The sequence below is a fragment of the Polaribacter sp. ALD11 genome (genome assembly GCF_002831685.1).
Lineage (GTDB): Bacteria > Bacteroidota > Bacteroidia > Flavobacteriales > Flavobacteriaceae > Polaribacter.
On sequence record NZ_CP025119.1, the window covers coordinates 1,627,107 to 1,644,221 of the forward strand.

Genomic DNA, 17,115 nt, shown 5'->3' on the forward strand with positions numbered 1-17,115 from the left:
CCGTAAATTTGTACCTCATAAATTCTAAGAATCCTAAAGTCAATAATCTACATGAACATTCCTCAAACTAGTTTTCCAAGAGTTGTTATAATTGGTGGTGGTTTTGCAGGTTTAGCTGCTGCAAAAGGATTAGAAAAACAAGAATTACAAGTTGTTTTAATAGACAAACATAATTACCACACATTTCAGCCTTTATTATATCAAGTAGCAACTGGTGGTTTAGAACCAGACTCTATTGCTTTTCCTTTAAGAAAACGTTTTAATGATGTAGATAATTTCTATTTTAGATTAGCTGAAGTCGAGAAAATAAACCCAGAAAACAATACTATAGAAACTACTATTGGTAACTTAGATTATGATGAATTAATTATAGCTACTGGTTCTACAACCAACTTTTTTGGTAACACCAACATCAAAAAATATACGATGGAAATGAAGTCTATTCCGCAATCTTTAAACATTAGAAGTTTAATTTTAGAGAACTTTGAAGAAGCTTTATTAACATCAAATATTGAAGAAAGAAATGCGTTAATGAATTTTGTAATTGTTGGTGGTGGACCAACAGGCGTAGAATTAGCTGGTGCTTTGGCTGAAATGAAAAAAGGAATTTTACCTAAAGATTATCCAGATTTAGATATTCGTCAAATGCAGATTAACCTCATACAAAATTCTGAATGCATTTTAAAAGGAATGAGTGCAAAAGCTTCTGAAAAAGCAGAAGATTTTCTAATAAAATTAGGTGTTAATGTTTGGAAGAATTTGCGTGTTTTAGATTATGATGGAAAAACAGTAACCACAAACGGCGCAGATAATTTTAAGGCTGAAACTGTTATTTGGGCAGCTGGTGTAAAAGGTGAAATGATTGATGGTCTAAATACAGAATGCGTCATTGAAAGAGCTGCAAGAATAAAAGTAAATGAATTCAGTCAGGTATTAAAGCATCCAAATATCTATGCAGTGGGTGATATTGCTTGTATGGCATCAGAAAAAACACCCTTTGGTCATCCAATGATGGCACAACCTGCAATTCAACAGGGGAGATTAGTAGCTAAAAACATTTTAGCAAAATTATTCAACAAAAAATTGAAACCATTTGTTTATAATGACAAAGGTGCTATGGCAACTATTGGTAGAAATAAAGCAGTAGTAGATTTACCAAAATGGAAATTTCAAGGAGTTTTTGCTTGGTTTGTATGGATGTTTGTACATCTTTTTTCTTTAATTGGTTTTAGAAACAAAGCAATTGTATTTCTAAACTGGGTGTATAATTACATTCGTTTCGATAGAGAAACTAGATTAATTATTCGACCTTATAAAAAGAAAAATAGGTATTCTTTTAAAGACTAATTATGGCGAACAAGAGAATTATAAAATGCCCTAATTGTGGGGTTTTTAATACAAACAAAGACTATTGCGAGAATTGCAACACACTTATTTCTCATCAGAAAAAAAGAGAATTAAAAGTGGCTGCTGTCAAGAAAAAAGAAGTTGATGAAGCTATCTTTGAGAAAGAAAATCCGAATTTAGCTGAAAGATTAAAAAATCATTCTAATATTTTATACAAAATATTTGGCTGGATTTTATATTCTGCCATTACAATTGTAAGTGCAATTGGTGTTGGTTTAGCTTGGTTTATTGCCATGGTAGCTGCTGGTTAGTATGAAAAACATAGGCTTCAAATATTTTATTTTCTCACTTTTAATAGGAAGCTTCGTTTATTTAGCTTCTTATTTTAACGTTATATTGCCCCAATTTATTCGGTTTTATGTGAACGATTTTTTAATCATTCCTATTGTGCTTTTCAGCTGTTTACAGGTTTTAAAATGGTCTAAAAATGATAAAGGTTACAAAATTAGCCTTCCAATTATTCTTTATTTATGTGTTTTATACAGCATCCTTTTTGAGTTTATATTTCCTAATTATTTAGCAAGATATACAAAGGACTATATAGATATTCTTTTATACTTTGCAGGTGGAATGGTATTTTACCAACTTCAAAAAATAGACAAATGAAACCTTCTAAAATTGCCAAAGAAAATATTGCTCGTTTAAATAGGGCAATTACATTTATTGAAGGTAATTTATCTGAAAAACTATCTTTAGAAATCATTGCCGAAAAAGCTCATTTTTCTCCTTTTCATTTTCATCGATTGTTTAAAATTGTTGTTGGAGAAACGGTACACAACTTCATTAACAGAAAGAGAATTGAAAAAGCTGCCTCTTATTTATTACATCAAAAAGAAAAAAATAGCACAGAAATTGCAGAAAAGTAGGTTTTAGTAGTTTGTCTTCTTTCTCTAAATCTTTTAAGAAGTTCTACGGAATATCACCAAACAAATTTAAAACTGAAAGTTTCGAAAAATATAGCAAGATTAGCAAAACCGAAAGCAAGAATGGAAAAGTCACCATTACTTTTGAGCAGTATATTTGCAGCATAAACAATGCTTTAAACTGGTTAAAAATGAAAACAAATACGGAAGTAAAACAAATTGAAAAATTAGAATCAGCCTACATTTCTCATAAAGGAAAAATGGAAGTTATCGGAAGTATCTATAACAAATTGGTTAAATGGGCAGCTCCAAAAGGCTTGATGAATTCAAAAACAAAAATGCTTACTATTTATCATGACAGCCCTAAAATTACAGATCCAAATAATATAAGAATGAGTGCTTGTATTGTTCTTAACAATCCTATAAAAATTGATGGAGAAGTAAATTTACGAACCATAGCATCTACAAAAAGCATTGTCTCTAGGTTAGAAATTACTCCCAACGAATTTCAGCAAGCTTGGGAAGCTAATTTTGTTTGGATGGTTGAAAATGGTTATAAAAAATCGAAAATTGATCCTTTTGAAATCTATTATAACAATGCAGCAGAACACCCAGAAAACAAGTTTATTGTAGACCTATGTATTCCTATTTTGTAAAATATTAATCATGAAACACGAATGGAGAAAAAAGGAAAAACAAGTTTATATTCCTAAAGGAAAACCTGAACAAATAAAAATTTCTGAATATAATTTTTTTACTATTTCCGGAAAGGGGAACCCAAATAGTAAACATTTTTCAGAATATATTAGCGTACTATATTCTTTGTCTTATGGCGTTAAAATGGGATTAAAGAAAAACCCTATTTTAGAAGAATATTATGACTATACTGTATACCCTTTAGAAGGTATTTGGGATATTTCTGATGAAGCAAAAAAAACTTACAAAGAAGCTTCAAAACTAAATAAAGACGATTTGGTTTTTACATTAATGATAAGACAACCTAGTTTTGTTACCAAAAAACATGCTTTAGATACAATTAAACAGGTGAAATTAAAGAAACCAAACCCTTTATTATCGCTAGTAAAATTCGAGAAAATCACAGAAGGTAATTGCATACAAATGCTACACGTTGGTTCTTATGACGATGAAGCAAGAACATTTAAAATAATGGAAGAGTTTGCAGAAAATTCAAATTTAAAAAGACAATCGAAAGTTCATCGAGAAATATACTTGTCCGATTTTAGAAAAGTCTCTACAGAAAAACTAAAAACGGTATTGCGATTTAAATTAAAATAATTCATTTTTACAATTCATCATTTAAAAATTACAACTCGGTATTTGTTTTTATTTTATAATAAAACAACGCTACATCTTTGTATCATCAAAAACCAACTACTGATGAAACGCGTATTATTTATTCTACTAACAATTTGTCAATTTTCATTAATTGCACAAACAACAATCTCTGGTAAAGTTACAGACTCAAAAAACACTCCTATTTTTGGAGCAAATGTTTATTTAGACGGAACTTATGATGGAACCTCAACAAACCAAAAAGGAGAATTTTCTTTTTCTACATCAGAAAAAGGAACACAAACTTTAGTAATCTCTTTTATCTCCTTTGAAACCTATATTAAAACTACGGATGTTTCATTCTTCAAAAATTTAAAAATAAAACTAAGAGACGATGTTAATTCTCTGGATGCCGTGGTTATAAATGCTGGAACTTTTGAAGCTGGTGAAAAAGCAAAAGTTACCGTTTTAAAACCTTTAGACATTGTTACCACCGCAAGTGCTTTAGGCGATGTTATGGGTGCTTTGCAGACACTTCCCGGAACCTCTACAGTAGATGAAGATGGACGCCTTTTTGTTCGTGGTGGCGAAGCAGAAGAAACTCAAATTTTTATAGACGGAATTCGTGTTTTTACGCCTTATGCTGCCTCAGCAAAAAACATTCCTACTCGCGGACGCTTTTCCCCTTTCTTATTTAAAGGAATCTCTTTTTCTACGGGTGGGTATTCCGCAGAATACGGACAAGCATTATCGAGCGTTCTACAATTAAATACTATTGATGAACCTTTGGAAGAAAAAACAGATTTGTCTTTTATGACATTAGGTTTAGGTGTTGGAAACACACAAATATGGGGTAATAATTCACTTAGTGTAAATACTTCTTATATTAATTTAGCGCCTTATCAAGAAGCTTTTCCTGATAGAAATACCTGGAAAAAACCTGTACAATCTTTAAGCGGAGAAATGGTTTACAGACATAAATTTAAGAATGAATCTTTATTAAAATTATATGGTGCTTTTAGCTATACAGATTTCGAATTAATACAAGACGATATTAATTTTGTGGATGGATTTCGTTTCGGACTAAAAAACAGAAACCTTTATTTTAACACTTCCTACAAGAACAAATTTGGTGATAATTGGAGACTCGAAACTGGTATGAGTTTTACAAACGACCATTCTAATATTAAAATTATTGATGATTTAATTACAGATAATGAAAACTCAATGCATTTTAAAGTGAAACTTAAAAAACAGTTTTCCAGTCGATTCAAAATTAGTTTTGGTTCAGAATATTTTATGACCAATTTTAATGAAGATTATACTGCAAATAATAGTAATAAATTCGAATACGGATTTAACAATAACATTTTTGCTTCCTTTGCAGAAACGGATATTTTTTTCTCTAAGAATTTGGCAACTAAAATCGGAATTCGTGCAGAACATTCAGAATTATTAAATGAATTCACCATTTCACCAAGAGTTTCTTTAGCATACAAAGCAGGTAAAAACTCGCAGTTTTCTTTAGCTTATGGTCAGTTTTACCAGAACCCTAAAAATGAATATTTAAAATTCAGTCAAAATTTTAAAGCAGAGAACACATCGCATTTAATTGCCAATTATCAAGCTACAAAACAAGGTCAAATTTTTAGAATTGAAGCCTATTTAAAAGAGTACAAAGATTTGGTAACGTATGATGACAATCGACCAATAATAACAAGTAACTTTAACAATAACGGAAACGGGTATGCAAAAGGCTTCGATGTTTTCTGGAGACAAAACGGCAAAATAAAAAATACAGATTATTGGGTTTCCTATTCTTATCTAGACACAAAAAGAGAGTACAAAAATTACCCAATTGCGGTAAGACCTAGTTTTGCATCTAAACATAACTTGTCTGTGGTTGCAAAACATTGGGTAGCAGATTGGAAAAGTCAAATTGGTTTTAGCTACAATTTTGCTTCCGGCAGAAACTACACAAATCCTAACGAAGCAGGATTCTTAAACAACAAAACAAAAAATTACAACTCGTTAAGTATAAATTGGGCGTATTTAATTGATCAGCAAAAAATCTTATATTTCTCTGTAAACAATGTTTTAGCAACACAAAATGTATTTGGTTACAATTATAAGAACACTGCAGAACCTAATGGCAATTTCAATAGACAAGCAATTACACCAAATGCAGACAGGTTCTTCTTTGTAGGTTTTTTCTGGACAATTAGTGATAATAAAAAAACCAATCAGTTAGATAATCTATAAAATGTCATTGCGAAGAACGAAGCAATCTGTTCATATATCAAAAAAAAACCTTTCTCTTCCTCGCAATGGCATTAAAACAACAATTCAGAAACAAAAAACAACAATTCGGTATGTTTCTTGTTTTAGATAAGCAGAAACATCAGATATTTGAATTATTAATAAAATAACAATCATGAAAAAATTACTTTTAATATTCGCTTTCATTTTTAGTGGAATTCTAACTACAAACGCACAAGAAAAAACATTCGATTTAACGGTAAACATTTCTGGTTTAAAGTCAGATAAAGGAACTTTAATGATTGGTATTTACAATAAAAAAGAACGCTTTTTAAAAAATCAATTTAAAGGTGATATTGTAAAAATTGAAAATAAAAAATCTTTAGTTATTTTTAAAAACTTACCAAAAGGCGAATATGCAGTTTCATTTATTCATGATGAAAATAATAACAAAAAAATGGATACTAATTTCTTTGGAATCCCGAAAGAAGATTACGGTTGCTCTAACAATGCAAGAGGTTTTATGGGACCTCCAAAATACGATGATGCCAAATTTCAATTATCAGAAAACAAAACAATTGAAATTAAAATATAACAACTAACCTAAACTTTTTAACATGAAAAAATTAATTTTAATTATCGCAATTTTCATTGCGACAGGAATTTCTGCGCAAACAAAATATCAAACAGGAATGAAAAAAGCTTTTTCTCTTTGGGAAGAAGGTAAAATGACAGCGGCTTCACAGTTATTTGAAAGAATATCAAAAGCAGCACCAACAAAATGGAAACCTGCCTATTATGCTGCAACGGTAGAAATTTTAGGTAGTTTTGGCTTAAAAGAGGAAGCTGTTCTAAAAGCTAAATTAACAAAAGCACAAACGTTTTTAGATACTGCAAAGTCGAATTCAGAAAATAATCCGGAAATTATAATTACACAAGCACTTTTAAATTTGGGGTATATTGCTTTTGACGGTCAAAAATATGGAATGACTTTATCCGGAAAAAACAATCAACTCTATGCACAAGCATTGCAAATTGCGCCAAAAAACCCAAGAGTAATTTTAGGAAATGCAGAATGGAATATGGGAACTGCAAAATTCTTTGGCAAGTCTACAAAACCATATTGTAACGAAATTAAAAGAGCAATTAAATTAGGGAAAGAAGAAAAAATTGAAGAAGAATTTTATCCAAAATTCATCATAGAAAGAGCTGAACAAGTTTTAAAACGATGTGAAAAATAGTTTTCAATTTACAGTAACAGTTTTCATTTTTAACTGCTACTGTAAATTATCTTATACTTTTTTTATTAAATTAGAAGTAGGGTCTACATATAGCTTTTTCTTTCCATAAGGCAAAACTACCCTTGCATCATGTAGTGTTCCGTAAATAATTTCTTCTTCAAAAACAACCGTCTTACTTGGCTCTAAATATTCAAAAATACAGTTTCTATATGCGTCTAAGTATTTTGGCTGAATCCTTGTTAAAAACTCAGAATACACAGCATCAAAATTTTGATTGACCTTTGTTTGCAACCATCTATATACCAAACTAGTATCTAAATATGTTCTTTTCGTATTTTTCCCCTGAATAGACTCTCGCATTGGCAAATCGTCAAAACCTTCGTTAAAATCAGCATTTCTTCTAGTAGAAAAGTCACCAGTTTCTTTATGTTTAGATCGAGAGCCAGAAGCTTTTCTTAACAACCATTTAGTCATTTTTTATTATTTTAGCAATCAAATCTTGTTTTGCTTTTTCATCGTCTCCAAAAAGCCAACGTAATGTGTTATCTTCCCATATCTGATGGTATTGTTGCTCGTTTATAATGTTTCTATCCTTTGCTAAATCTAAAATTTTTCCAGGATATGATGATTGTGCATCACTTTCCATTTCTCCTAAAGGATACGGATCGTCTAAGCCCATAATAACCTGATTAGAACCTTGTTTATCAATCATTAATTTAAGCGAATCTGTATCATGTACCAAGGTATCAAAAAAGATATTCTTATGACCAACTGCTTTTCTTGGATGCGTTTTCCCTTCAAATAGATCTGGTCTGCCATCAAAACCTTGAATTCTTCTTCCTAAATTCATTTGTGCTAGTTGTCCTCCGTGCGCAAAACAAGTTCTAATGTTCGGAAAACGTTCTTGCATACCGTTTAAGGTATAAAAATGATACGCATCTCCACATTGTGCCAGCATCCAAATTAAATGAAAACGCCAATTGGTATTTTCTAATTTAATCATTTTATCGCCGTCATACGGGTGAATTTCTATCGCCAATTTATACTTGTCCGCTAATTCGAAAATCCGATCATTTTCTTCATCAAAAACACAACGCCATTGCCCAATAGAATCCATAAAATGAGTTGGTAGACACAAAACTTTTAAGCCTAATTCTTCTACACAACGTTTCATCTCATCTAAAGCGCCATAAATAAAACCAGGATGTACTACAAAACCACAGGTAAATTTATCTGGATGATTGTGTTCTACTTTCGCATTAAAATCATTCTGAAAACGCAGTGCTTTTTTCATTTCTTCCAAACGCAAACCATTACCATACAATTGAGAAAGGTTTAAAACCACAGCATGGTCTATTTTATTTTTCTCCATCCACAATAATTTCTCATCTAAGAAAAAACTAGAGTCTGTAACAGGACGTTTCCATCCTTTTTGCAACATGTGTTTGCGTTCATCATCTACCCAGAAAATTTCTTTGTCCTTCATAAATTGAGGAATTTCTTCTGGATAAGGTAATAAATGTGAATGTCCGTTTATGCGTAGTTTTCGTTTTGTCATTATTTTGTCATTGCGAGTTTACGAAGCAACCTCTAATTAGTTAAAAGACTACTTCTTCCGAATTTTCGGATTGTTCCTCATCCTAAATGATGAACTTTTTATTTTTTTAATACTTTCTTACGACTATTTTTTCACCTTTCTATGGCAACCTTGATTATCAACAAAGAGATTCCTTGGTCATTCTTCCTCTTAATGACAAGTTATTTAACTTTATCTGGTTTCCCCATCACGGTTCCACAAGCATCGCAGGTACATTTTTCTTTATCTGAATAAAAGGTGTCAAATATTTTCTGCATGTCTGTTTCAATATTTTTGACTAAAAATTCTTCGCTGTACAATTTATTTCCGCAGTTTTCGCAATACCATTCTAGCGCATCTAACATTCCCTCAGAACGCGGATATTCGATAACCAACCCAACCGTATTTTCTTTTCTTTGTGGCGAATGTGGCACTTTCCCAGGCAATAAATAAATATCTCCTTCATTAATTGCTACATCAATCATTTCTCCTTTTCCATCAATAATCTTCAAAATCATATCACCCTCAACTTGATAGAAAAATTCTGGAGTTTCATTATAATGATAATCTTTCCTATTATTTGGACCACCAACAACCATCACAATAAATTCGCCATTATCCCAAACTTGTTTGTTTCCAACTGGCGGTTTTAATAAATGACGATGTTCATCAATCCACTTTTTAAAATTTAAAGGTTGTACTAAATTGCTCATATTATTATATTTTGTGCGTTCCCTAAAGGTCGGGCTTTTCGCTATATCTTTTTAGTTGTTCTCGATACATTTTTCAAAAAAGAAAAAAGTACTCAAACCTCTAAAAAGGATGCCGCTTCAATCCCTAACGCAAAATTCGTTAAACTTACAAACTTTTCGTTCTTCCACCATCAACCGGAACGTTAATTCCGTTTATAAAACTTGCTTTTTCACTTGTTAAAAACACAATTGCCGCTGCAATTTCTTCTGGTTTTGCAAATCGTTTTGCTGGTGAAGCATTTTTCATATTCTTTGAAACCTCTTCAATAGACAAACCTGTTTTAGCCGATTTATTTTTGATGATTTCTTTCAATCTTTCGGTTCCTGTTGCTCCGGGCAATACATTGTTTACTGTAATTCCAAAGCCACCCAACTCATTTGCTAAGGTTTTAGACCAACTTGCAACAGCACCACGAATGGTATTTGAAACTCCCAAACCGTCCAACGGTTGTTTTACTGAAGTAGAAATTACATTTACAATTCTACCAAAACCTTGGTCTTTCATAAAAGGAACCAACGTTTGCACCAAAATATGATTGCATTTTAAATGTTGTGTAAAAGCACTTTCAAATTCTTCAATTTTGGCGTTAAATATTGGGCCACCTGCTGGACCTCCCGTATTATTCACCAAAATATGAAACTGTAAATCTGACTTTTCTAAAACATTTTTTAGCTCATTTGGTTTCGAAAAATCTGCCACTAAATAATCATGAAATTGATTATTATTTGGTAATTCTGCCAAAACTGCTTTTAACTTTTCTTCATTTCTAGCAATTAAAGTTACGTTTGCTCCTTCTTGTGCTAATAAAATCGCAGTCGCTTTTCCTATTCCTTGTGTGCTTCCGCAAACAAGTGCATTTTTATTTTTTAAGTTTAATTCCATATTTTTATATGATGTAAGAAATAATGTGCAAGAATTAAGAACTGTATCTCTATATTCTTGACTCTTTTCTCTTGGTCTTATTTATTATCTAAAATCATTTGTTTAATCTTTACTGCTTTTTCAAAATGATCTAATTTGTGTGTTTCAATCCACCATTTTGCAATTTCCATTAGTAAAATCGGAGTCTCATTTTTATTCTTGAAAAACGCATAAAAAGACAAACCCACGTTCGTTCCTTTTTTTGCTATTTTTTCATCACAAACTTCAATAATTTTGTCTTTGATATCTTTATTCATATTGTATACATATATTTTTAGGTTCTGTAAAAAAACGTAAAGCTTCAAAACCTCCTTCTCTGCCAACACCAGAGTCTTTTTGTCCACCAAAAGGTGTTCTTAAATCACGTAACATCCATGTATTTACCCAAACAATTCCTGTCTGTAATTGCTTCGAAAATTGCATCGTTCTATTTAAATTGTTCGTCCATAATGTTGCTGCCAATCCATATCTTACATCATTTGCTAAAGTTAAGACTTCTTCATCTGTTTTAAAAGACATAATAGTTACAACAGGTCCAAAAATTTCTTCCTGATTTAATCTGCATTTATTATTAAAAACTTCAATAATAGTAGGTTGTAAATAATAGCCGTTTTCACTTCCTGCTACCTCAACTTTATTACCTCCAAAAAGAACCTTTCCTCCTTCTTCTTCGGCAATATCAATATAACTTTTCACTTTTTCTAAATGTTCTTTTGAAACCAATGCCCCGATATTTGTAGTTGCTTCAGACGGATTTCCGACTTTTAATTGAGATACTTTTTCTACAAAATCTTTCTTAAATTTCTCATAGATTTTTTCTTCCACAAAAATTCTGCTTCCGCACAAACAAATCTGACCTTGATTCGCAAACGAAGAACGGACAGTTGTTGTTAACATTTTCTCATAATTGCAATCTGCAAAAATAATATTCGGATTCTTACCGCCTAATTCCAAAGACAGTTTCTTAAACATTGGCGCCGCAATTCTTGCAATGTGAGCGCCCGTTGTTGTACCACCAGTAAATGATATTGCCTTAATATTTTTATGCGCTACAATTGCTTGTCCTGTTGAAGTTCCTAAGCCATGAACAATATTTAAGACTCCTTTTGGTAGGCCAGCTTTATTACATATTTCTCCTAATAAAAAAGCGGTCATTGGTGTAATTTCACTTGGTTTAGCAACAACACAATTTCCTGCAGCAATTGCTGGTGCAATTTTCCAGGTGAATAAATACAAAGGCAAATTCCAAGGAGAAATACAACCGACAACTCCAATTGGTTGGCGTAAGGTAAAATTCATCGCATTAAACCCAACGCTTTCATGTGCTTCTGATGAAAACTGCGCAATTGCATTTGCAAAAAACTGAAAATTTGCTGCTGCTCTAGGAATGTCAACTTGTTTTGCTAAACTTACTGGTTTTCCATTATCTTTTGATTCTGCTTTAGCCAAGAAATCTAACTTCTCTAAAATTAAATCGGCTATTTTAGATAAAATTTCACTCCGTTCTTCTAATGTAGTTTCGGACCATTTTGGAAATGCAATTGCTGCAGCTTCGTATGCTTTTTCTACATCTTCTTTTGTTGAACTTGGTATTTGACTATACACTTCTCCATTCGCAGGATTGTAATTGTCTAAATACTTTCCTGCCTCTGGTGCAACCAGTTCTCCGTTGATGTAGTTTTTTATTTTCATTTTATATCTTAACAGACCTCATCGATTTTTAAAACCTGTGAGGTCTAAATTATTTCTTCTTATACGCAATAACCTTAATCTCTACTACCAAATCTGGGTGTGGTAATTGATGCACAGCAACTGTGGTTCTTGTAGGCCCCGTTTCTTTCTCAAAAAACTCTGCGTAGGCTTTATTATAACCTGCAAAGTCATTCATGTTTACTAAGAATGTAGAAACATCTACTACGTCTTTAATGTTTGCCCCAACAGTTTGTAAATTTTTATCGATATTTTTTAGAACTTCTCTTGTTTGCGTTTCTGCATTCAAGTATTTCGTTCCCATTTCATCAATAATATCTACTCCAGCAATGGTATTATCTGCTCTTCTAGAACTTGTTCCTGATACGAATATAAAATCGCCCACAACTTTTACATGCGGATATGCGCCTCTTGGTGTTACTTTTTTTTCTGACATACTATTTTGCTAATTCTAGCAGTTTTAATGTTGTTCTTAAATTTCTTGTGGTTGCAATTACATTCAGTTTTTTCTCAATAGTACTATTTGTTAATTTTGTTTTACCAAAACCCGATGCACAATTTAAATACACAACATCATCTACTATTTTATATTTATCTTCTCCTATATTTTTAACTTCAAGTATTGTTTCGTTTGATACTTTATTAAGAAATGAAAAAGCAACTATTTTTTCATTTTCTTTTGAAAAAGGATAATTTTTTATTACTTTTTCCCATTCAGGAATTGTTCTTACTAAAACAGGTACATCGTATTCGAATTTAGTCTTAATTCCTTCCTTTATTTGATTACAAATAGCATCTTTACTTTTATCTGAATCTAAAATAATGTTTCCACTTTGTATATAAGTTTGTACATTTTGAAACTTTAAATCTTTTAATAATTCGCGTAAATCTGCCATTGGAAGTTTGTTTTTTCCTGATACATTTATTCCGCGTAATAAGATAATGTATTTCTTCATTTAGCTTGTAAACTTTCTATTTCTTACTTCTAAATTAATAGTTTTTATTAATTGGTTTAGCCCTGATTGAAGCATTTGTTTGAGCTCTTTTTGTTTTTCACAAAAAAGCGAGTGCGTAAAGCAGGAATTAGCTTCTAAAAAAATTACATTCCTGCAATTTTATCTTCTTGTAATATAGTATTTGTTTCTACAATTACTTTCTCTAAAATAACTTTCAATTCTTTTTTGGTCATATCTAAATGCGTGTGAATTGTATCGTCTGCAATTAAATTTAATAAGGCTTTATCTTGCGCTCTTCCTCTCTTCATAGCTTCATTGTAACCAATATTTTCATTGAATGTTACTAAAGAATATTTAGAAGAATATTCAGATGGAAACGCTTTTTCTAAGTCCATTTCTATCTTTCTTTTCTCTTTAAAAAGCGGATTTGCAACATGATTTTTCATTTCATGAAAATTATCAATTGCTAAATCTGCAATGGCATCTGTATCGTGTTTTCTAGCCTTTTGGTACGTTTTAAAAACGGATTCCCAATCTCCTAAGTTTTGATTCAATATTTCATCTAACACAAAAACATCTTCAAACGAAGCATTCATTCCTTGTCCGTAAAACGGTACAATTGCATGTGAAGAATCGCCAATTAACAAGGTTTTATCTTGATAGCTCCAAGGCGAACATTTTACAGTTCCTAAAGGTCCTGTTGGGTTGTTTATAAACTCGGCTGTTATATTTGGAATTAACGCCAAGGCATCTGGAAATTCTTTTTGGAAAAAGGCTGTGATTTTTTCTTCGGAAGTTAAGTTTTCAAAATTAAATTCACCTTCGTCATAACTTAGAAATAAGGTTACGGTGAAGCTTCCATCCATGTTTGGCAAAGCAATAAGCATAAAATCGCCACGAGGCCAAATATGTAAATGCGCGTTACTTATTTGATGTTTCCCTGTTGTATCTGCAGGAATTTCTAGTTCTTTATATCCGTGATTTAAATAATTTTGAGCGTAACTAAACAAGAATTTACGTTCAGAAATATAGCTTTTTCTCAAAGAAGAACCTGCGCCATCTGCTCCAAAAATTACGGTTGCATCCACAGAAAATTCTTCTTTGGTTTTGTAATCTTTAAAATGAGCAATTTTGTTTTCGATATCTACATTTTTACACTTTTTATTAAAATGAATATTTACATTCTCATGTTTTTCTGCTTCATCTAATAAAATCGCATTCAAATCTCCTCTAGAAATGGAATTGATATATTCATTTTCTCTACCTGAGTAATTGGAAGAAAAGGTATTTCCTGCAACATCGTGCATTAATCTACCATACATTGGAATACAGATTTCTCTCGCTTTTTCTTCCATTCCGCATAGACGCAACGCTTTTAAACCTCTGTCTGACAAGGCTAAATTAATACTTCTTCCTGCAGAAATATCTGTAGTTCTTAAATCTGGTCTGCTTTCGTAAACTTCTACTTTGTAACCTCTTTGCGCAAGTCTTAATGCTAACAATGAACCACAAAGTCCTGCTCCTATTATTAATATTTTATCTTTTTTTTTCATTTAATTTTCTAAAACTTAAACTTATAACAATCCTTTTAAAATTGAGACCATTTGATACACATCTTCAAAAGAAGTGTACATTGGTATTGGTGCACAACGGATAACATCTGGTTCTCGCCAATCTGTAATAACATGCTTTTCTGTCAGTCTTTTGTGCAAACTTTTATCCGCATTTTTTACTTGAATTGATAATTGACAACCTCTTTCTTTTGGATTGCTTGGTGTGATAATTTTAATATCATCAGAATCAATTTCATTTATTAAATACTCGAAATAACCTGTTAGTTTTTCTGATTTTTCTCTCAAAGCATCCATTCCAACTTCATCAAATAAATCTAAAGAAGCTTTAATTGCTGCCATAGATAATATTGGCGGATTCGATAACTGCCATCCTTCTGCCCCTTCCATTACATCAAAAGGCATTCGCATATTAAAACGGGTTTCTTTGTTATGATTCCACCAACCTGCAAAACGCGGTAATTCTTTATTTTTAGCATGTTTCTCGTGCACGAACAATCCGCCTAGACTTCCTGGTCCAGAGTTTAAGTATTTATAGGTACACCAAGCTGCAAAATCCACGTCCGAATCATGTAGATTAGGTTGAATATTTCCTGCTCCGTGTGCTAAATCTATTCCGACTATACAGTTTTTTGAATGTCCGATTGCTGCAATTTTCTTAAAATCTAAAAACTGACCCGTATAATAATTTACGCCGCCAATTAATAAAAGTGCTATTTCATCTCCTTGCTCAGAAACAATTGTTTCTAAATCTTCTATATTTAATAAATCTTCTCCTTTTCTTGGTCTCCATTCGATAATATCTTCTTCAGAGAAACCGTGAAATTTCAATTGAGATTGCACAGCATATCGATCTGATGGAAACGCGTCTGATTCTATAACAATTTTATATTTTAGTTTTGTTGGTCTGTAAAACGAGACCATTAACAAATGCAAATTTGTAGTAAGTGTATTCATTACCACAACCTCAACGGGTTTTGCACCAACAATTTTCGCCATTTTATCGGTTAATAATTCATGGTAATTCAACCACGGATTCTTTGCTTCAAAATGACCTTCGACACCTAAATTTGCCCAATCTTCTAATTCTTGATTAATGTATTCTTTTGTCGATTTTGGTTGTAACCCCAATGAATTACCTGTAAAATATAACCAATTATTTCCGTTTTTATCCTTCGGAATATGAAATCGATTTCGTAAATAAAAAAGTGTATCTTCTTTATCTTGCTGCTTCGCAAATGCTAAATTATTTTGATATTTCATCAATTAAAAAAATGAGTGTCTTCAAATATAAAACAATCTAAATTTAGAATTAAATTTTATTGAATAAATTACTACCTTTATTTTTTATCAATATTGAAAACCAAAACAATGAAATTTCAAAAACTAATACCACTACTAACTATTTTTTTATATGTTTCTTGTAGTAATAATTCTCTTCGAGTAACAGGTCTAGAAGGTGTAAATAAAAGCATAAAAGCACAATATGCACCAGATAAAAGAGTGGCTATTTTTGATATAAAATTTGATAGTTTGGATGATAAAATTATTGCATCTGGTATGACAGATTCTAAAGAAGGGTATCAAAAATTATTAGATAGTTTAAAATCTTTAGATGTGCAGTTTATAAATAACATTCGTGTTTTACCAGACACAGTTGTTGGCAATAAGATGTTTGCCGTTGCTAGAAACTCTGTAATTAATATTCGTTCTGCACCAAAACATTCTGCAGAATTAGGAACACAAGGTTTGCTTGGAATGTCTTTAAAAATTTTAGATAAAGAAGGCGATTTCTATAGAATTCAAACTCCGGACAGCTATATTTCTTGGGTAGATAGAGGCGGAATTTATAGAATGAACAAAGGTGAATTTGATACTTGGAATGCTTCTAAAAAAGTGATTTTCACGAAAAATTTCGGGTATGTGTATGCTAAAAGAAACAGCAACTCAACGATTGTTTCTGATATTACTTTAGGCGGACTTTTAAAGTATTTATCTGAAGACGCTTCTTTTTATGAAGTTAAATACCCTGATAACAGAACTGGTTTTATTAAAAAAAGTGAAGGAATTGTGTATAAAAATTGGCTGCAAAAACTGCAACCTTCTAAAGAGAATATAGAAATTGCAGCTAAAAAACTAGAAGGTTTCCCTTATTTATGGGGCGGAACTTCTTCCAAAGGAATAGATTGTAGTGGTTTCACAAAAATGGTGTATCTAATGAATGGTTTTATAATTCCTAGAGATGCTTCTCAGCAAATAAATGCGGGTAAAACGGTAGATGCGAATTTAACTTTTGATGGTTTAGAAAAAGGAGACTTATTGTTCTTCGGAACAAAAGCAACGACAACAAAAAACCAACGTGTTACCCATGTTGGTATTTGGTTAGGAAATAATAAAATGGAATTTATTCATTCTGCAGGAAATGTACATCTTAGTTCTATGGATTCTTTGCAAGCTAATTATGACGAGTTTAATAAGAATCGTTATTTAGGGAGTAAGCGTTATCTAGGTATTAAAGATAAAGATATTATTGATTTGAAGGAGAAAATGAAGTTATAATTAGTG

General features: G+C 31.6%; 19 protein-coding genes. 9 read left to right on the top strand and 10 right to left on the bottom strand.

Annotated elements, in window-relative coordinates; genetic code table 11:
* Window positions 1-51: 51 nt before the first annotated feature.
* From CW731_RS07240 to CW731_RS07280, 8 genes are all read left to right on the top strand, one after another.
* Window positions 52-1,347, top strand: a complete 1,296-nt coding sequence (locus tag CW731_RS07240; protein ID WP_100946089.1) for an NAD(P)/FAD-dependent oxidoreductase — start codon at window positions 52-54, stop codon at window positions 1,345-1,347.
* Window positions 1,348-1,349: 2 nt separating this feature from the next.
* Window positions 1,350-1,658: a hypothetical protein gene (locus tag CW731_RS07245; RefSeq protein WP_100946090.1), complete on the top strand. Its 309-nt coding sequence runs from the start codon at window positions 1,350-1,352 to the stop codon at window positions 1,656-1,658.
* Between the two features lie 351 nt (window positions 1,659-2,009).
* Window positions 2,010-2,273, top strand: a complete 264-nt coding sequence (locus CW731_RS07255) for a helix-turn-helix domain-containing protein (protein WP_100946092.1) — start codon at window positions 2,010-2,012, stop codon at window positions 2,271-2,273.
* A 188-nt stretch (window positions 2,274-2,461) separates the two neighbouring features.
* The gene (locus CW731_RS07260; RefSeq protein ID WP_157812204.1) at window positions 2,462-2,926 is read left to right on the top strand and encodes a GyrI-like domain-containing protein; all 465 of its coding nucleotides are present in this window, start codon (window positions 2,462-2,464) and stop codon (window positions 2,924-2,926) included.
* A gap of 10 nt (window positions 2,927-2,936) precedes the next feature.
* Window positions 2,937-3,566: a GyrI-like domain-containing protein gene (locus tag CW731_RS07265; protein WP_198519864.1), complete on the top strand. Its 630-nt coding sequence runs from the start codon at window positions 2,937-2,939 to the stop codon at window positions 3,564-3,566.
* 102 nt (window positions 3,567-3,668) lie between these two features.
* Window positions 3,669-5,825 (top strand): TonB-dependent receptor, encoded by a 2,157-nt coding sequence (locus tag CW731_RS07270; protein ID WP_100946095.1) that lies wholly within the window; start codon window positions 3,669-3,671, stop codon window positions 5,823-5,825.
* 172 nt (window positions 5,826-5,997) lie between these two features.
* Entirely contained in the window at window positions 5,998-6,417 is a 420-nt protein-coding gene (locus CW731_RS07275; protein ID WP_100946096.1) for a DUF2141 domain-containing protein, read from the top strand.
* A gap of 22 nt (window positions 6,418-6,439) precedes the next feature.
* Window positions 6,440-7,063, top strand: coding sequence for a hypothetical protein (locus CW731_RS07280; protein WP_100946097.1), 624 nt, complete (start codon window positions 6,440-6,442; stop codon window positions 7,061-7,063).
* Window positions 7,064-7,114: 51 nt separating this feature from the next.
* Here the strand turns inward: CW731_RS07280 and CW731_RS07285 are convergent, their stop codons facing one another.
* The 10 genes from CW731_RS07285 to kynU form a co-directional block, all read right to left on the bottom strand.
* On the bottom strand, window positions 7,115-7,537 hold the full coding sequence (locus CW731_RS07285; protein ID WP_100946098.1) for a hypothetical protein: 423 nt from the start codon (window positions 7,535-7,537) through the stop codon (window positions 7,115-7,117).
* The gene (locus CW731_RS07290; protein WP_100946099.1) at window positions 7,530-8,621 is read right to left on the bottom strand and encodes an amidohydrolase family protein; all 1,092 of its coding nucleotides are present in this window, start codon (window positions 8,619-8,621) and stop codon (window positions 7,530-7,532) included. Before CW731_RS07290 ends, CW731_RS07285 begins: the two co-directional genes overlap by 8 nt.
* Before the next feature lie 200 nt (window positions 8,622-8,821).
* Window positions 8,822-9,352 (bottom strand): 3-hydroxyanthranilate 3,4-dioxygenase, encoded by a 531-nt coding sequence (locus CW731_RS07295; RefSeq protein ID WP_100946100.1) that lies wholly within the window; start codon window positions 9,350-9,352, stop codon window positions 8,822-8,824.
* A 145-nt stretch (window positions 9,353-9,497) separates the two neighbouring features.
* Window positions 9,498-10,274 carry an SDR family oxidoreductase gene (locus CW731_RS07300; protein WP_100946101.1) on the bottom strand — a complete coding sequence of 259 codons (777 nt, stop codon included), beginning with the start codon at window positions 10,272-10,274 and terminating at the stop codon, window positions 9,498-9,500.
* A 77-nt stretch (window positions 10,275-10,351) separates the two neighbouring features.
* Entirely contained in the window at window positions 10,352-10,570 is a 219-nt protein-coding gene (locus tag CW731_RS07305; RefSeq protein ID WP_100946102.1) for a DUF6500 family protein, read from the bottom strand.
* Window positions 10,563-12,005, bottom strand: a complete 1,443-nt coding sequence (locus CW731_RS07310) for an aldehyde dehydrogenase (RefSeq protein ID WP_100946103.1) — start codon at window positions 12,003-12,005, stop codon at window positions 10,563-10,565. Before CW731_RS07310 ends, CW731_RS07305 begins: the two co-directional genes overlap by 8 nt.
* Window positions 12,006-12,054: 49 nt before the next feature.
* Entirely contained in the window at window positions 12,055-12,459 is a 405-nt protein-coding gene (locus CW731_RS07315; RefSeq protein WP_100946104.1) for a RidA family protein, read from the bottom strand.
* 1 nt (window position 12,460) lies between these two features.
* Complete coding sequence (locus CW731_RS07320) at window positions 12,461-12,979, bottom strand: DUF1697 domain-containing protein (RefSeq protein ID WP_100946105.1); 519 nt, start codon at window positions 12,977-12,979, stop codon at window positions 12,461-12,463.
* A gap of 143 nt (window positions 12,980-13,122) precedes the next feature.
* Window positions 13,123-14,532 (bottom strand): NAD(P)/FAD-dependent oxidoreductase, encoded by a 1,410-nt coding sequence (locus CW731_RS07325; RefSeq protein ID WP_100946106.1) that lies wholly within the window; start codon window positions 14,530-14,532, stop codon window positions 13,123-13,125.
* Between the two features lie 21 nt (window positions 14,533-14,553).
* Window positions 14,554-15,813, bottom strand: coding sequence for a kynureninase (gene kynU, locus CW731_RS07330; RefSeq protein ID WP_100946107.1), 1,260 nt, complete (start codon window positions 15,811-15,813; stop codon window positions 14,554-14,556).
* Between the two features lie 108 nt (window positions 15,814-15,921).
* On the opposite strand from kynU, the gene CW731_RS07335 reads away from it, so the two are divergent.
* Complete coding sequence (locus CW731_RS07335) at window positions 15,922-17,109, top strand: SH3 domain-containing C40 family peptidase (RefSeq protein WP_100946108.1); 1,188 nt, start codon at window positions 15,922-15,924, stop codon at window positions 17,107-17,109.
* The last annotated feature ends 6 nt before the right edge of the window (window positions 17,110-17,115 follow it).

Bases quoted from the DNA above. Each gene is read 5' to 3' on its own strand.
- CW731_RS07240 (WP_100946089.1), top strand. From the start codon at position 52: ATGAACATTCCTCAAACTAGTTTTCCAAGAGTTGTTATAATTGGTGGT.
- CW731_RS07245 (WP_100946090.1), top strand. From the start codon at position 1,350: ATGGCGAACAAGAGAATTATAAAATGCCCTAATTGTGGGGTTTTTAAT.
- CW731_RS07255 (WP_100946092.1), top strand. From the start codon at position 2,010: ATGAAACCTTCTAAAATTGCCAAAGAAAATATTGCTCGTTTAAATAGG.
- CW731_RS07260 (WP_157812204.1), top strand. From the start codon at position 2,462: ATGAAAACAAATACGGAAGTAAAACAAATTGAAAAATTAGAATCAGCC.
- CW731_RS07265 (WP_198519864.1), top strand. From the start codon at position 2,937: ATGAAACACGAATGGAGAAAAAAGGAAAAACAAGTTTATATTCCTAAA.
- CW731_RS07270 (WP_100946095.1), top strand. From the start codon at position 3,669: ATGAAACGCGTATTATTTATTCTACTAACAATTTGTCAATTTTCATTA.
- CW731_RS07275 (WP_100946096.1), top strand. From the start codon at position 5,998: ATGAAAAAATTACTTTTAATATTCGCTTTCATTTTTAGTGGAATTCTA.
- CW731_RS07280 (WP_100946097.1), top strand. From the start codon at position 6,440: ATGAAAAAATTAATTTTAATTATCGCAATTTTCATTGCGACAGGAATT.
- CW731_RS07285 (WP_100946098.1), bottom strand. From the start codon at position 7,537: ATGACTAAATGGTTGTTAAGAAAAGCTTCTGGCTCTCGATCTAAACAT.
- CW731_RS07290 (WP_100946099.1), bottom strand. From the start codon at position 8,621: ATGACAAAACGAAAACTACGCATAAACGGACATTCACATTTATTACCT.
- CW731_RS07295 (WP_100946100.1), bottom strand. From the start codon at position 9,352: ATGAGCAATTTAGTACAACCTTTAAATTTTAAAAAGTGGATTGATGAA.
- CW731_RS07300 (WP_100946101.1), bottom strand. From the start codon at position 10,274: ATGGAATTAAACTTAAAAAATAAAAATGCACTTGTTTGCGGAAGCACA.
- CW731_RS07305 (WP_100946102.1), bottom strand. From the start codon at position 10,570: ATGAATAAAGATATCAAAGACAAAATTATTGAAGTTTGTGATGAAAAA.
- CW731_RS07310 (WP_100946103.1), bottom strand. From the start codon at position 12,005: ATGAAAATAAAAAACTACATCAACGGAGAACTGGTTGCACCAGAGGCA.
- CW731_RS07315 (WP_100946104.1), bottom strand. From the start codon at position 12,459: ATGTCAGAAAAAAAAGTAACACCAAGAGGCGCATATCCGCATGTAAAA.
- CW731_RS07320 (WP_100946105.1), bottom strand. From the start codon at position 12,979: ATGAAGAAATACATTATCTTATTACGCGGAATAAATGTATCAGGAAAA.
- CW731_RS07325 (WP_100946106.1), bottom strand. From the start codon at position 14,532: ATGAAAAAAAAAGATAAAATATTAATAATAGGAGCAGGACTTTGTGGT.
- kynU (WP_100946107.1), bottom strand. From the start codon at position 15,813: ATGAAATATCAAAATAATTTAGCATTTGCGAAGCAGCAAGATAAAGAA.
- CW731_RS07335 (WP_100946108.1), top strand. From the start codon at position 15,922: ATGAAATTTCAAAAACTAATACCACTACTAACTATTTTTTTATATGTT.